Origin of the sequence: Fulvivirga sp. (assembly GCF_040218215.1) — a bacterium.
Taxonomy (GTDB): domain Bacteria; phylum Bacteroidota; class Bacteroidia; order Cytophagales; family Cyclobacteriaceae; genus Fulvivirga.
In genome coordinates this window covers 118,558-133,388 of sequence record NZ_JAVJQL010000024.1, presented here as the reverse complement: position 1 = coordinate 133,388, position 14,831 = coordinate 118,558, and the positions used below count along the sequence as shown (strand labels likewise).

Here is a 14,831-nt window from a genome sequence, read left to right as displayed (position 1 = left end):
GGTAGCCAAGGATGTACTTAATAGTCTAAGATTTGGTATTGGAGGTTGTAATATTATGATGCAGGCTCAACTGCAGTTGGTTCTTGCCCCAGTTGTCTGTGGTTTGCCTCATAACGCCTACCTGAACTTTTAATTCCTTTTTTATCATATAACCAAGGGCGGCATAAAACCTGTTTCGGTCAAAATATTCTACACTATTGCCATCTCCAATAGCTCTTTGCCCATTTACAAAGAGCTCATTATACAATGCCAAATAAAGGGTGTTTTGCTCCATCTCTGGTTTATTGAGCGCTACATTAAGGAACAAGTTATAACGGTAGCGGGTCCTGAAATCCTGATTTTCTACAAAACGCTGCTCATACCTGAACCTGTGGCTGGTATAAAACCTGTTGCCGAATTTAACCGGGAACAATGCTTCCTGATAAATACGGCTTTCTGCGGTTGTAGCATTATTACTGCCAAAAGCTCCTGTAGTAATATTGCCATAGCCAAGGGTAAATTTGATGTTAGCATTTGTAGGTCTGTAGGTAAGGCCGCCACGTAATAATAACTGCTCCAGATCACTGGCAATATCCCAGTTTCGATATTGTATATCTCCCTGAACCCCAAATTGACTTTCGTTAAAATCTGCATTGAAGAAGTACATGTACCATGCACCTAACTGATCTTCATCAAATTGGGCATTTCCGGTTTTTGGGTTTAACAATGAAACAGTAAGTAGTATTAGGAATAGGCCTTTTTTCATTTTTAAGTAGTAACATTCAACATCCGGCCATGTGAAGAAACAGGCATTTGCCATTTCATTTTACACATTGCCCCACCGATTTTTAAAATTACAATTCGTAGAGGACTATGCAAGAGATAAAGGAGCCAGAGTCTGGTAGTATTGTCATTTCGAATTGTGGAGGAGAAATCTTAATGTTTTATCAGGGTTATAATACTGGTAGAAGATGTCGGAGACAATGTATTTAAGTGGTTGCTTTTTAGAAGATCTTAAGAAAATGGGCTCTAATGGCTATTCCAGATTTGTAATCTGGAATGTGTATCGATGGATCTGTGATCCATTAATATAAAACGGATTACAAATCCGATGATAGTGCTTCGGAATTGCAAATTCCGAAGAGCGGGAGCCACTTCAAGTTGGCAACAGTAAGTAACCAGATACACACTAGATTCAGGTATTACTATTCCATAATTCAACTAAAACTATAGAAATTTATACTTCCATAGCCACTGATTCTTTTAAAACAATTAAAATCCATTAGATTAACATTGGGATATAAAAGATATAAGGGACATAATGTCCCTTAGCCAATTGTTGTACGCAAGCTGAAAAAAGCCACCACACGGTCAAGCACATTTGGTTTTTCCTAAACACAAAGCCAACGCAAAAAAAAACAAAAGAGCTTGCCCTTCCCCACCACCACCCAGAAATAAAAAACATTAGAACTTGATGCAAAAACAGGAAATTATTTTTAAATTTGCTAAAAATAGGTCAAATCATAATTTGATTAAACTGTAAAAATGGCAAGTTTCGGACATTATATAAAAACGGAAAGGGAAAGACGAGAATGGACACAAACTGAATTCGGTGCGAAAATCGGAATCAACACAAGTGCCATTAGTCGAATTGAAAATGGGAGTCAAAAATTCAGCAAATCAAAACTGAAAAAATTGGCAGAACTATTTAAAACCGACTTACAGACCGTTACAGATTTATTTTTTGCAGACAAGTTTGCTAGAGAAGCTTTTAAATATAAATGTTCAGAATCCATTTTTACAGTAGCAGAAGACACGGCAAATTATTTAAGAAATACTAATACCAAACAAGGAACATTCAACTTTGAAAATGAGTAAAAAATTAACAGCAATAGATTTGTTTTCAGGATGCGGAGGATTTTCCTACGGATTCCAACAAGCAGGATTTCACGTTATTCTAGGTGTTGATAATACAGAAATTGCACTAAAAACATTTGAAAAGAATCACGACAATTCTAAAGCATTACTACTTGATTTGCATAAAGAGTCAGCAATAGACACCATAATTAAAGAATCAAATGGAAAGGAAATTGACGTAATTATTGCTGGCCCACCTTGTCAAGGTTTTTCGTTGACAGGTTCACGGAAAGAAAATGATGAAAGAAATTCATTATTCTATGCGGTTTTCCGTTTAGCGGAAAAAACCAATCCTAAAGCTATAATTATAGAAAACGTACCCGGCTTATTAACTCTTTATGGTGGTAAAGCAAAAAAAGAGATTATAGAGCTATGTGATAAAATGGGCTACAACTGTAATCCTAAATTACTTTACGCTCCAGATTATGGCGTGCCTCAAATTAGAAAAAGAGTATTTTTTGTTGCTCTTAGAAAAGATTTGGGAATGTTTGAATTTCCAGAACCAACGCATTCACCAGAAAAATATGTTGGTTGTAAGGATGCTATTGGAGATTTACCTGATTTGGTCTCTGACTTGGGAGAGGAAAACTTAAGCTATGACAAAAATCCGTTTAGCGATTACCAAAAGATAATGAGAAATGGCAACAAAGTACTTTTCAATCATTTGGGTACTCAACATACAGAACACGTAATCAATGTTATTTCGCAAGTTCCCGAAGGTGGGAATCATAAAGATTTACCTCCAGGTGTTGGAGATTCGCGAAAATTCAATGAAGCTTGGACACGATATCACAGTGAAAGACCTTCAAAAACAATAGACACTGGACACAGAAACCATTTCCATTACAAATGGAACAGGGTTCCAAGTGTAAGGGAAAACGCGAGGTTGCAATCATTTCCAGACAGTTTTGTTATGGGCGTTACCCTAAAGGGTCGGGCTTTCCGCACTCGCTTTTTTGTTCCTATCGTCTCAAAAAGAGCTCAAACAATTGCTTCAATCCCTAACGCAGCTTGACAATGAGAAGAAACTGGACAAGAGAAGAATTAATTTTAGCCTTTAATCTCTATTGTAAAATACCCTTTGGAAAATACAATCAAAGAACAGAGGAAGTTATTCATTTAGCAAGTCTTATTAATAGAACACCAAGTGCAGTTGCTTTTAAACTTGTAAACTTTGCCAGTCTTGACCCATATCACCAAAAAAGAGGTGTGAGTGGGATGAGAAATGCAGGAAACTTGGATAAAGAGATTTATGCGGAGTTTTCAAATAATTGGGATGACCTAATTTATGAAAGTGAAAGCTTACTTAATGAAAGAGAAGGAAATCAATCTTTTCAGCAAAAAATTATTCAAGAAATAGATTTAAGCAAAGAAGGAAAGGATGTAACAAGAGTTGTAAAAACTCGGGTTAATCAGTCTTTTTTCAGAACAGTTGTGCTAAATATTTACTCTCAAAAATGTGCAGTTTCAAACATTGATTTGCCTGAATTACTAATTGCAAGTCATATCGTTCCTTGGTCGGCAAATGAAAAAGAGAGATTAAACCCGTCCAATGGTATTTGTCTGTCTCCACTTTATGATAAACTGTTCGATAAAGGTTTAATGACTGTCTCGAACAATTTTGAAATAAACTTTTCAAGTAAACTTGCAAGAATTTCGGATAAATCAACTTACGAAAATTTCATAAAAAGGTACGAGGGTAAATCAATCAACACACCCGAGAAGTTTTATCCTAAAGAAGACTTTTTAGATTTCCACAGAAAAAATATCTACATAGAATGAAATTACAAATACAAAAAAAGATAACTCCAGAAATTCTTCAATCTATTCAAAATAAAGTATTTGAGTTACCAAATAACACTTTTGATTTTTTACCACATTCGGGTTTTAAATTAATTACAGTTAAAACTGATTCTGAATTTTCAACCACATATTCTGTAATTGATGGTCGTAAGCTTATAATCAATGAAAATCTTACTAATTTTTTCAACTCATTGTGCCTGAATGATAATTTAAATGGTTTCTTGATAATAATAGAAAATAAAGAAGAAACCATTTATGAACTAAAGTTTTCAATCAACGATAAAATTTTGGATTTAGAAAACGATGAACAACCGTTAATTCCAAGTAGTGTTATTGAATTTTTGGAGTCGTATCAAGTTTCAGGAATTAGGTAGTCCAAAACTAGACGGAACTGTTTCCAGAGGACGATATATGCTAATATCTAAAAATAATGAAGGTTTCTTTCCACCACTGTCAGTTACAGAATTAAATGATGCAATTTTATTGCCAATAGTCCCCCCTGATTCAAATGAAAAAGTGTACTGTACTTATGTATATCACAATGATAAATATCACGGCAGTACAGCTAAACAACCAAGAGATGAATTTAGATTGTATCTTAACACTAAAATCGATCCCGATCGTACATTCTTTAAGACTGATGACATTGTAGTCTTTGAAAAAATGCAAACAGAAGATTTAACCAACCTTTACAAAATGCACCGTTTCAACTCGAAAAATGTTCATTATTCAGCATTGGAGGAGATTATAGAAAATTCTGAGCAACGTGGTGGACACGCAACTTATGATGAAAAATTAGAATTTATTCCGGAATATCAGGTTTCAGATTTAGATTATTTAGAAACTGTAATTCCTGATGAAGTAAAAAAAGATGCAGAAAAAAGACAGAATCAAGCGAAAGAGGAATCTGAAACTGAAATTGAAGAAACAAAAGGAGCTAATCTTTTCAATTCTGTAAGTTTTAGAGATTTTGTTTTACTGGGTTATGGAAACAAATGTGCTATCACAGGAGAAGCAATTTTTTATAAAAAACTAATAAATCTTGAAGCCGCACATATAAAACCTAAATCACATTCTGGTTCATTTCTACCTTGTAACGGAATAGCAATGTCAAGAGATATGCACTGGGCTTTTGATAGGGGAATGTTTACAATTGACGAAGAATATCGTGTAAATGTACATATAGATGTAAAAGATACCTTATTAGCAAAATATGACAAACAGCAAATAACTTTACCTGTTGAAGATTTCTTTAAACCTGAAAAAGCATTTTTGAATTACCATAAAGACAATATTTTCGGACTTTTTAAATATGCGGGAGTAATGAGAAGTCCTGATTAAGCCAACTCAATGTTCAAGCACATTGCATTCCTCGTTCCTGCGGTTGCAAAGAGCTTTCACGCCAACGCTAACGGACTGAAAAGAAAGAAAGCCAGCGTACAACATTGTGTATAAGTAATAGCGAAAATAGTGCTAAAACGAAAGATAAAATATAAAACAAAGGTCAGTGCAAAACTGAAAAGTTAGTGAGTAGAAATCCGCTACTACTCATACACGAGACCGTTACAAACCCCCTTTAACCTACAAATAACAGCATTTATTTTGAGGTTTCCTGGCTACGGCAGGTTTTAGAAGGCTACAATAAAACCCTGGTGGCAAGGCTGTATTAAACAAAAAAGCCCTTCCGGTTTTTCGGAAGGGCTTTCAATTTAAAACTAAGGACAATTAAATATCTGTGTCCATCTCAAAACGCTCCAGGTAGTCAGCTACTCTTCTTACTACCATACCTCCCAATGAGCCATCTACCACTCTGTGGTCATAGCTGTGAGAGAGGAACATTTTATGTCTGATAGCAATAGCATCGCCACTCGGAGTTTCTATTACTGCAGGCTTTTTAACTATAGCGCCTAAGGCCAAAATACCTACCTGAGGCTGCATGATAATAGGTGTACCCATTACATTGCCAAAAGAACCAACGTTAGAGATAGTGAATGTACCACCAGAAAGTTCGTCAGGAGACAATTTGTTTTCACGGGCTCTTGTTGCCAGATCATTCACTTTATTTGCAAGTCCAGTCAAATTCAACTGATCAGCATTTTTGATTACTGGTACTATAAGGTTACCTGATGGCAACGCTACAGCAACACCGATATTAATATCTTTTTTCTTGATTATTCTATCGCCATCTACCTGCACATTGATCATCGGGTAGTCTTTGATGGCCTTGGCCACTGCATGAATGAAGATAGGAGTGAAGGTTAAATTACCACCTTCACGTTTTTTAAACTCATTCTTCATTCTGTTTCTCCAAAATACAATATTCGTCACATCGGCCTCAACAAATGAAGTAACGTGTGGTGCTATGCGCTTAGAGTCTACCATTCTCTGGGCAATCATCTTACGCATTCTGTCCATCTCTATGATCTCGTCACCTGCGCTAATAGAAGCAGGTACTTTGGCTACTGCGGTAGAAGGTTTAGATTCAGGAGCTGGTGCAGCAGCAGGAGCGGCTACAGGCTGGCTACCTCTAGTTTCTACATAAGCAATAATATCAGTTTTTGTAACACGGCCATCTTTACCACTTCCAGGTAAGGCATCCAATTCTGACAAAGGAATACCTTCTTCTTTGGCTATGTTTTTCACCAGTGGAGAGTAAAACCTGTCTGATGTAACTGGTGCCTGTTGTACCGCTCCGTTGCTTGCGGTAGCTGGTTGTGCGGCTTCCACCTTAACTTCTGGCTTAGGCTCAGATTTAGCTTCTGCTTTTGGAGCAGCAGGTGCGCCAGCATCTTCACCATCAGTAGCTATAATTGCTATTGGCTTACCAACTTCTATTACATCACCATCTTTGGCCAGTATTTCTTTTAATACACCGGCATGGGTTGAGGGCACTTCAGTATCTACCTTGTCAGTAGCTACTTCCAAAACAGATTCGTCCTGCTCTATAGTGTCGCCTTCTTTTTTTAACCATGTAAGCACGGTGGCTTCCATTATACTTTCGCCCATCTTAGGCATTATTAGTTCTACTAGTGCCATTTATTATTCAATAAAAGTGTTCTACCCGAATTCGGGTGCAAATTTAGTACTTTAGTTTTTTATTTCAATCGTTTTCGATAAGGTTATCCGAATAAGATTGAGTGCTGCTATAGCCGTTGCTTTTATGTTCACATCACGGTCTTTCCATAGTTGCAATTTACGTGCTTTAGTTTGTTCTCCATCAGCAATGGCAATCCAAACCGTGCCTACCGGCTTTTCGGGAGTACCCCCATCAGGCCCGGCCACACCACTTGTCGCAATACCCAAATCGGCATTAAATTTTTGACGCACATTATTGGCCATCTCTATAACGGTTTCTTCACTTACCGCCCCGTTGTCTATCAAAGTCTCCTCTTTAACACCAAGAACACTGGCTTTTAGTTCATTATGATAAGGAACTACCGAGCCCTGATAGTAAGCTGAACTTCCAGGTATGGAGGTTATTAAGTGTGAAATATAACCACCGGTACAGCTTTCTGCAAAAGCTACAGTCAGGTTGCGCTCTTTTAGCATTTCGCCAACCACAGACTGTATTTCATCTTTGTCATAGCCATAGATATATTTAGAGGCATATTTTTGAAGTTCAGTAATTTGCTCTTCTACCTCTGCTTTTAGGGTATCCATATCAGGGCCTACAGCAGTTAGTCTCAGTTTTACCTGACCTAAACTTGGCAGATACGCTAGTTTTATATGTTCTGGCAGTGCATCTTCCCAAACCTTGATCTCCTCGGCCAGCCATGATTCGCCAATGCCAATTGTCTTCACCACTTTATGGAAAATTACATCTGTTTGAAAATGACCCTGAAGTTTTGGTATGACGATCTCCTTCATCATGGTCTTCATTTCATGAGGCACACCGGGCATAGAAACGAATACCTTTCCATTTCTCTCAAACCACATTCCGGGGGCGGTGCCCAATCTATTTGAAACCCTTTCACAACAAATAGGCAATTCGGCTTGCTTCCTGTTAACTGGAGTAAGCTCACGCCCTTTGCTATTGAAAAACTCTGTAACTTCTGCCAGTGCTTCTTCATCCATGGCAATTTCACAATTGAAGTATTCTGCCAATAAGGGTTTGGTAAGATCATCATTGGTTGGTCCCAAACCACCAGTAATTAATATTATATCCGCTCGTTTTTCTGCTTCTGCAAAAGCATCCATCATATCTTGCCTGATGTCGCCCACTGTAGTTTTTCTAACCACACGAATGCCTACCTTATCCAACTCCTGACTCATCCACTGAGAATTGGTATCATTTATTTGTCCAAATAAAATCTCGTCCCCAATTGTGAGCAGCTCTGCTTTTGCGTTTGCCATGTAATTTGATTATTGAAATGTAAATATCTGAAAGTATATGAAAATGCTTAACTTAATTTGCGAATTATGTACTTCAATAGTCATTAACAGAATATTCAATTAAAAGATTATATCATGAAGCTTTTTAAAAACAATTTCTACTTCATTTTCATTGTGCTAATGGCATGTACCTCGGCACAGATCAATCAGACCCTTGGTACAATCAACGATGCGCTGGGTGATGATGCCCTGACTTCTGAACAGGTAGCTTCAGGACTTAAAGAGGCTTTAATAAACGGAATCTCTAAAGGATCAGGTCAGGCTTCGAAATTGGATGGGTACTTCAAAAATCCTCAAATTAAGCTACCTTTTCCTCCTGATGTTCAGAAGGTGGAGACTAAGCTGAGACAAATTGGACTAGGCGATGAGGTAGATAAGTTTGTGCTTACGCTGAACAGGGGCGCTGAAGAGGCTGCCAAGGAGGCCAAGCCAATATTTGTCAATGCCATAAAAGCCATGACCATTCAGGATGCCTGGGGAATATTGAAAGGCGATAAAGATGCAGCTACGCAATATTTGATGCGCACTACTTCTTCACAGTTAAAAGCCAGTTTTCAGCCTGTTATCAAAAGGGCGCTGGATAAAACCAATGCCACCAAATATTACAGCGATATTGTAACTACATACAACAAAGTGCCTTTTGTAGAGAAAGTGAATGATGATTTGGAAGGCTATGCTACAGATAAGGCAATAGAAGGTCTTTTTACATTGATCGCCAAAGAGGAGATGAACATCAGGAAAGATCCTATGGCCAGAACTTCAGAGTTATTGAAAAAGGTATTTGCTGAGCAGGATTAATCTTTAACAACCTTAAACCAGCGGGTTTCGGTTTTGTCCTGGATCCTGACAAAGTACAGGCCACTGTTCCATTGAGCAGTGGCTATTTTTATGTCTGATCCATTTTCTGAGTGGATTAATACTCCAGCGGCATTGAATAATTGAATATCAACGTTGCCTGGACTTTGAATGATAAGATGATCATGAATCGGGTTGGGGTAAATTTTAAGCGCGGAGGTTTCTTCAAGGCTGGTGATATTAACTACCTCTAAAGCGGTTGAGCTTTCGTCTATGCACCCCAGGTCATCCATCACAATCAACTTGAGTTCATAATTATTTGGCGTAGTGAAATGAAGTGCTGGCAGCACTTCAGTGCTGATTGTATCACCATCCAATAGCCAAATGAACTGCGTTGCAGCAATGGAGTTGTTAGAGATTACTGGTGACTGTGCATCATAAAGGTTAAGTGGATTTGTAATGGTGAAACTGGATTCCAGATCGCTCACATCAATGGTTAGCGCCAGCGGCTCACTTTCCTTTAAACTTGCGTTATTGGTGATGTAAATGGTGGTGTCTTTCAATACATTTTGAAGGCTTATTGATGATCCTTTTGCCTGTAATTCAGTTAATCCTGAATCAGCATAAAAGTGATAATAAGAGCCACCCGGGTTGATGTCAATATTTTCGCCTTGACAAATGACAATGTTTTGCAAGTCTGGCTTTTGACTCAAAGCAGGAGTAATAACCTGAACCAATGAATCCAGACAACCATTGCTGCTTTCTGCCACTTGCTTAATTGTGAAAGAATCTAATGAGCCATAGTCAATGTTGATATTCTCATTTACTACCTGAAGTTCATCATTAAGGTACCAATAGTATAAAGCCTCATTTTGAGCTTTTGAGTTAAAAGTGGCCAAAGTAGAGGAGGAAAGATCAACAGTATCTGGTGCATAATTAAAATCAGCTTTCACATCATCCACATTAATATGAACGAGTTGTGGGTTGCTCATATAAGCAGAGTCTTTACTAACCACATATAAGGTGGTATCTTCAGTAAAAGTGCCGGTGAAATCATTGCCAGTGTGGATTAGGTTAGTCAACTCAGCATCATTATAAAATTCCAGATTAGCTGAATTTGTAGCTGTAAGCGTTACTTCATCCCCTCTACAAATGTTTTTATCAGTGATATTTGGCTTGTTGCTTCTGTTAGCAACGTCAATAGATTTTGTGACATTTTCTACACAACCAATATCACTCGTCACCGTCAGATGTATGTTGTAAGATCCAGTAGCCGAATAAAGTGTTGTAGGGTTCTGTTGGGTAGAAGTAAAACCATTATCCAAATTCCAGGACCAGGAAACAGCATCAATACTTTTGTCTGAAAAATGCACTGTCTTTTTACCAGTTTCATCAAGTAGGAGTGGGCTGGGATTCACTGAAAAATCTGCATTAACATATTTTGGTTTAGCTACAACCCTGAACGAATTTCCATTATAAGTGCTGTCTTTATTTACAACGTAGAAGGTTGTTGGTATAGTGATATTTTCGGTTTCAAAGGCTTCCCCGGAATACAAAAGGTCTGTCAATTCCACATCTGAATAGAAATCAAAATTAGTGCCTTCCGGGTCAATGACAGCAGGTTGGTTGAGGCAGGTTTCGGCTATTTCAATTACAGGTGGATTTTGATTGTAAGAGTTATAAAATGAAACGGCAGCATTTTTATTGTTAATTAAATCTGCTAAACTATGGCCTGCAACAAATACAAAAGTAACCTTCTCAGCCTCATCAACCTCCAGGTTATTAATGGATGCCCCGAGAAGGTGTGAGACATCATTGCCATTGTTGTTATCGCCAGCACTGGTTTTCAAAATGCCTTGAGAACTGTGGCTATGTTTGATACTGTCATTGAGTATTACTGGAATATCAGCAGCATTTCCATTGAAATTTCGATTGTTAATGGCTGAGTAAATGGAGTCCTGACCACTTAAAAGTGCTATACCAATATAGGTGTTCCCATCATGCACATAGCCGAGCTTATTGTCGCCATCCCAACTTGCTTTGTTGAAATCTTTGTTATTGATATTCCAGTCGGCAAAGAGGGCAATATTAAGGTCGGAATAAGCTGCAACACCTGTATTTATTATTCTAAATTCCTGAATGATAAAATCAGAAGTGTTATCAGCTAAGGATTTTTGCTCTATGAGCATGCTGTCGGCAACGGTGAATACCGAACGGACATCACCTGCAGTTATCCCATTTCTGTATTCTTTAATGTTTGTTATTGGGGCGAAGTCACCATCACGGTCGTTTAGCCCAAAATTGTTGGGCACATTGTCGCTAATGCTGGTTTTACTTGAACCGATCATCAAACCGATGTTCTCGGCTATTCTTTCATCTTCATAATTGACACCAATGCCTGATAGAAACCCATCTCTGTCATATCCCAGATCACCATCACCAGCTATGGTCATTTCCAGCTGCCCTGATTTAAAATTGACATAATTTGGTGAGGTCTTGATAGTGAAATATTGAAAGTCCACATAATTATCACCTATCATATCAACTCTGAATACAAGATCTTCTGAGGCTGGAAGATCGCTTGAAAGCACCACTTGAAACGGGGAGTTAGTATTGTTAAGTGTGTCAATACTTGCAAGTGTGCCAACACTAAACTCTCCTGAAATAACCTGAACATAAGGTGAAGGTGAAGAAAGAGTTAATGTGGTGCTTCTGGCTACATTCAGATAGTTTATCATGTCCATTGAAATGTTCAGCGTATCTCTGGCATAGGCCCTAGTCTTTAACCCGTTATTGTAACTGATATTTTTTAATCTTATAGATGGGGTTGAAATATCATTGAGGGCTCTTAACATATTTAGTCGACCTTTTCCCATTAGTCCTTCAAAATTGTTATTAGTCCCAACAGAATAGATATCATCTGTGGTAATTCGGATTCTTTCCATTACCTGCACTGCATTAAGCTGTGGAAATCTCGCCCTTACCAAAGCAGCAGCGCCAGCCACCATAGGTGAAGAAAAGCTGGTTCCAGAGCCATTGGTTCTATATTTACTGTCATTGTTAACATGGAATATATTTTGTCCGGGGGCCATCAGATCAATATTGTAGCTGAATGTGGCAAATGCTGATTTGTTATCCAACATATCAGTAGCGCTGACAGAGAGTACATTGTCATAAGATGCCGGATAAAAATCCAAGTGTTCTGGTGTATTTCCCGCAGCAGCTACTATAACAGCATCTCGCTCCAGCACAGCATAGTTTATAATGTCTTGACCATATTGGCTAAAACTACCTGCTGAACCCCAGGATAGATTAATAACCTTACAGCCCAGATCTGCAGCCAGTGCAATGGCCTCATACCCATTTCTAAAAAAGTTGGATCCACTTGCAAAGATTTTAATAGGTAGGAATTTGGTGTTAAACCCGGTACCAGCGATACCAATGCCATTGTTAGTTCTCGCTGAAGACATCCCGGAAATTTGCGTACCATGCGGATCGGTGTCTGCCGTTGGGTTGTTATCATTATCAGCAATATCCCATCCTGCGTAATTATCTATCAGTCCATCACCATCATCATCCAGACCATTAATTGGCTCATTCAAATTATAGGCTATTTGCTGAAACAAATCCGGATGATCAAGTTGAACGCCTGAGTCAAGAATGCCAATAACAATGGAAGAATCCCCCTTTTCTATTGTCCAGGCATCATAAGCCTTAACTACTGAAAGGTAGGTTTGCTGGGCTATTGCAGAATCATTGGGAACGAATAAAGGGCGGTGGTTAAAATAGGGCTCTGCATAAATCACATTGTCATCCTGAAGCAATTCATTGATTGTGTTTATAAGCTCTTGGCTATTTTCAACCTCAATCTTATAAATGTTGGACAATGGATGCTGAGCATTTTTGCTGGAAATATGACTTACTGCACGTTGGGCATTCATAAGCTTATTGGTTTTTAAACTTTTGCTTTTAAGACCGCTGAGCTCGCCAGATTTTAACTTGACAATAATAGTATGGCTGTCATATTGCGAGGGAGTAACTCCTCTGGGAAGTTGATATGGCTTTTGTGCATAAACTGTTGTCACAGCCAGGCACAGGAGGGTAATATGTAAAAGCCACTTCAAAGTAAAACGTTATGGTTTCTTAATATGCTTATGGATGTAAATGTAACTTTTTAATTCTCACCTAAAGTGGTGTGCAACCGATTGAAATTTTTTATCAATATACCTTATCTTCGCTTTCCTAAATTGATACTCTAAAAACCGATCACTATGAGTTTATATAAGAAACATAAAGATATTTTAACTAAGGCAATAAAGGCCATTCATGACAGAACATTTTTTGCTGCCTATCCTGAACATCCGGCACCTTCTATTTATGGTGAGACCGCTGATGCAGATGGAAGAAAGAAATTTCAGGGAAGTGTAGGTAAGAAATTTGAAGAGCTAAAGCAGGAAAACCCATCGTCATGGGTAGGGGTGGAGGAGTCTCCATACTTGCAGGAGCCGTTGAATATTCAATATCCTGCTTTTGATACCAAAACGTTAATAGAAAGAGCGGATAAAGCTTTTCATATCTGGAGAAAAGTGACTGCTGATGACAGGGCAGGTATCCTTATTGAGTCTTTGGAAAGAATAAAACAAAGGTTTTTTGAAGTGGCCTATGCTACTATGCATACTACCGGTCAGGGCTATATGATGGCTTTTCAGGCATCTGGTCCGCATGCTGCTGATAGAGCACTGGAAGCCGTAGCGTCAGGTTATGAAGAACTGAATAGATTTCCGGGAGCAGTGGTGTGGGATAAACCTATGGGTAAATATAATATTACTTTAGACAAGGAATGGCGTGCCGTGCCTAAAGGAATAGGTGTGGTTATTGGTTGCTCAACTTTCCCTACCTGGAATAGTGTGCCTGGCGTTTATGCCAGCTTAATTACTGGAAATAGTGTAATAGTGAAGCCTCACCCAGGTGCGGTTTTACCAATGGCCATTTTTGTTGCTGAAATTCAGAATGTATTGGCAGAAAATAACCTTGATCCTAATATCTGTCAATTGGCCGTTGATACTTATGATAATTTGATCACTAAAGAATTGGCTGAAGATAAGGCTGTGAAGATCATTGATTTTACGGGTAATTCTAAATTCGGCAGCTATTTGGAGAAATTGGATGGAAAAGCAGTATTTACAGAGAAAACTGGTGTCAACTCTGCTATCCTTGACTCAGCAGATAACATCGATAAAGTAGCGGCCAATCTTGCTTTCTCATTGACACTTTATAGCGGTCAGATGTGTACTGCTCCTCAGAATTTCTATATTCCTGAAGGTGGCATCAACACACCTGATGGAAATGTTAGTTTTGATGAGTTTGCTGCAAAACTGATTGAGAACATTAATGGATTAGTTGACAACCCTAAAGCAGGGCCATTTGTATTGGGCGCTATCCAGAATAAAATGACATGCCAGCGTGTGGCTGAAATTGGAAAAATTGGAGGTAAAGTACTACTTGAATCGCGCAGTATTGAAAACCCAATGTTTGCCAACGCAAGAATATCAACACCAGCTGTAATCGCATTGGATGCTTCAGATAAAGATAAATTCAGCACTGAATTGTTCGGGCCAATTGCATTATTAATCAAAACAAAAAACACCGAAGAATCTGTAGCATTGGCTAAGGAGATGGCCATTGAGCATGGTGCAATTTCATGTGGTGCCTATGTTACTGATCCTGAAGTTAAGGAGCATATTGCAGATGAGATGGCCCTGGCTGCAACGCCTGTATCTTTCAATTTAACTGGTGGAATTTACATGAACCAGAATGCTGGATTCAGCGATTTCCATGTTACAGGAGGAAATCCAGCGGGTAATGCATCATTTACAAATCCTGAATATGTGATAAAAAGATTTACCTGGGTAGGCCACAGACAGCCTGCAAATGTTTAACTTTTG

General features: G+C 38.4%; 11 protein-coding genes. 7 read left to right on the top strand and 4 right to left on the bottom strand.

The features are described 5' to 3' along the window. Nucleotides 1-25: 25 nt before the first annotated feature. A complete protein-coding gene (locus RIB54_RS17010; RefSeq protein WP_350102007.1) occupies nucleotides 26-745 on the bottom strand; it encodes a DUF2490 domain-containing protein in 720 nt (239 codons plus the stop codon). Between the two features lie 779 nt (nucleotides 746-1,524). On the opposite strand from RIB54_RS17010, the gene RIB54_RS17005 reads away from it, so the two are divergent. The 5 genes from RIB54_RS17005 to RIB54_RS16985 are packed head-to-tail and all read left to right on the top strand — an operon-like array spanning nucleotide 1,525 to nucleotide 5,040. Further along, nucleotides 1,525-1,857 (top strand): helix-turn-helix domain-containing protein, encoded by a 333-nt coding sequence (locus tag RIB54_RS17005; protein WP_350102006.1) that lies wholly within the window; start codon nucleotides 1,525-1,527, stop codon nucleotides 1,855-1,857. After that, nucleotides 1,850-2,911, top strand: a complete 1,062-nt coding sequence (locus RIB54_RS17000) for a DNA cytosine methyltransferase (protein ID WP_350102004.1) — start codon at nucleotides 1,850-1,852, stop codon at nucleotides 2,909-2,911. Before RIB54_RS17005 ends, RIB54_RS17000 begins: the two co-directional genes overlap by 8 nt. A 2-nt stretch (nucleotides 2,912-2,913) precedes the next feature. Further along, a complete protein-coding gene (locus RIB54_RS16995; RefSeq protein WP_350102003.1) occupies nucleotides 2,914-3,678 on the top strand; it encodes an HNH endonuclease in 765 nt (254 codons plus the stop codon). After that, nucleotides 3,675-4,073, top strand: coding sequence for a hypothetical protein (locus RIB54_RS16990; RefSeq protein ID WP_350102002.1), 399 nt, complete (start codon nucleotides 3,675-3,677; stop codon nucleotides 4,071-4,073). Before RIB54_RS16995 ends, RIB54_RS16990 begins: the two co-directional genes overlap by 4 nt. A gap of 37 nt (nucleotides 4,074-4,110) precedes the next feature. Further along, complete coding sequence (locus tag RIB54_RS16985) at nucleotides 4,111-5,040, top strand: HNH endonuclease (protein WP_350102001.1); 930 nt, start codon at nucleotides 4,111-4,113, stop codon at nucleotides 5,038-5,040. A 384-nt stretch (nucleotides 5,041-5,424) separates the two neighbouring features. Here RIB54_RS16985 and RIB54_RS16980 read toward each other — a convergent pair whose 3' ends face one another. Then, nucleotides 5,425-6,735 carry a dihydrolipoamide acetyltransferase family protein gene (locus RIB54_RS16980; protein ID WP_350102000.1) on the bottom strand — a complete coding sequence of 437 codons (1,311 nt, stop codon included), beginning with the start codon at nucleotides 6,733-6,735 and terminating at the stop codon, nucleotides 5,425-5,427. Nucleotides 6,736-6,786: 51 nt separating this feature from the next. Next, nucleotides 6,787-8,052, bottom strand: coding sequence for a competence/damage-inducible protein A (locus RIB54_RS16975; protein WP_350101999.1), 1,266 nt, complete (start codon nucleotides 8,050-8,052; stop codon nucleotides 6,787-6,789). Between the two features lie 114 nt (nucleotides 8,053-8,166). Here RIB54_RS16975 and RIB54_RS16970 point away from each other — a divergent pair, with 114 nt between their 5' ends. Next, complete coding sequence (locus RIB54_RS16970; protein WP_350101998.1) at nucleotides 8,167-8,889, top strand: DUF4197 domain-containing protein; 723 nt, start codon at nucleotides 8,167-8,169, stop codon at nucleotides 8,887-8,889. On the opposite strand, the gene RIB54_RS16965 is transcribed toward RIB54_RS16970, so the two are convergent. After that, complete coding sequence (locus RIB54_RS16965; protein WP_350101997.1) at nucleotides 8,886-13,010, bottom strand: S8 family serine peptidase; 4,125 nt, start codon at nucleotides 13,008-13,010, stop codon at nucleotides 8,886-8,888. The two genes, RIB54_RS16970 and RIB54_RS16965, sit on opposite strands and share 4 nt — an antisense overlap. Before the next feature lie 147 nt (nucleotides 13,011-13,157). Here RIB54_RS16965 and paaN point away from each other — a divergent pair, with 147 nt between their 5' ends. Next, nucleotides 13,158-14,825: a phenylacetic acid degradation protein PaaN gene (paaN, locus tag RIB54_RS16960; protein ID WP_350101996.1), complete on the top strand. Its 1,668-nt coding sequence runs from the start codon at nucleotides 13,158-13,160 to the stop codon at nucleotides 14,823-14,825. Nucleotides 14,826-14,831 lie beyond the last annotated feature (6 nt).

Excerpts from the sequence above, each read along its gene's own strand:
- RIB54_RS17010 (WP_350102007.1), bottom strand. The coding sequence starts at position 745 with ATGAAAAAAGGCCTATTCCTAATACTACTTACTGTTTCATTGTTAAAC.
- RIB54_RS17005 (WP_350102006.1), top strand. The coding sequence starts at position 1,525 with ATGGCAAGTTTCGGACATTATATAAAAACGGAAAGGGAAAGACGAGAA.
- RIB54_RS17000 (WP_350102004.1), top strand. The coding sequence starts at position 1,850 with ATGAGTAAAAAATTAACAGCAATAGATTTGTTTTCAGGATGCGGAGGA.
- RIB54_RS16995 (WP_350102003.1), top strand. The coding sequence starts at position 2,914 with ATGAGAAGAAACTGGACAAGAGAAGAATTAATTTTAGCCTTTAATCTC.
- RIB54_RS16990 (WP_350102002.1), top strand. The coding sequence starts at position 3,675 with ATGAAATTACAAATACAAAAAAAGATAACTCCAGAAATTCTTCAATCT.
- RIB54_RS16985 (WP_350102001.1), top strand. The coding sequence starts at position 4,111 with ATGCTAATATCTAAAAATAATGAAGGTTTCTTTCCACCACTGTCAGTT.
- RIB54_RS16980 (WP_350102000.1), bottom strand. The coding sequence starts at position 6,735 with ATGGCACTAGTAGAACTAATAATGCCTAAGATGGGCGAAAGTATAATG.
- RIB54_RS16975 (WP_350101999.1), bottom strand. The coding sequence starts at position 8,052 with ATGGCAAACGCAAAAGCAGAGCTGCTCACAATTGGGGACGAGATTTTA.
- RIB54_RS16970 (WP_350101998.1), top strand. The coding sequence starts at position 8,167 with ATGAAGCTTTTTAAAAACAATTTCTACTTCATTTTCATTGTGCTAATG.
- paaN (WP_350101996.1), top strand. The coding sequence starts at position 13,158 with ATGAGTTTATATAAGAAACATAAAGATATTTTAACTAAGGCAATAAAG.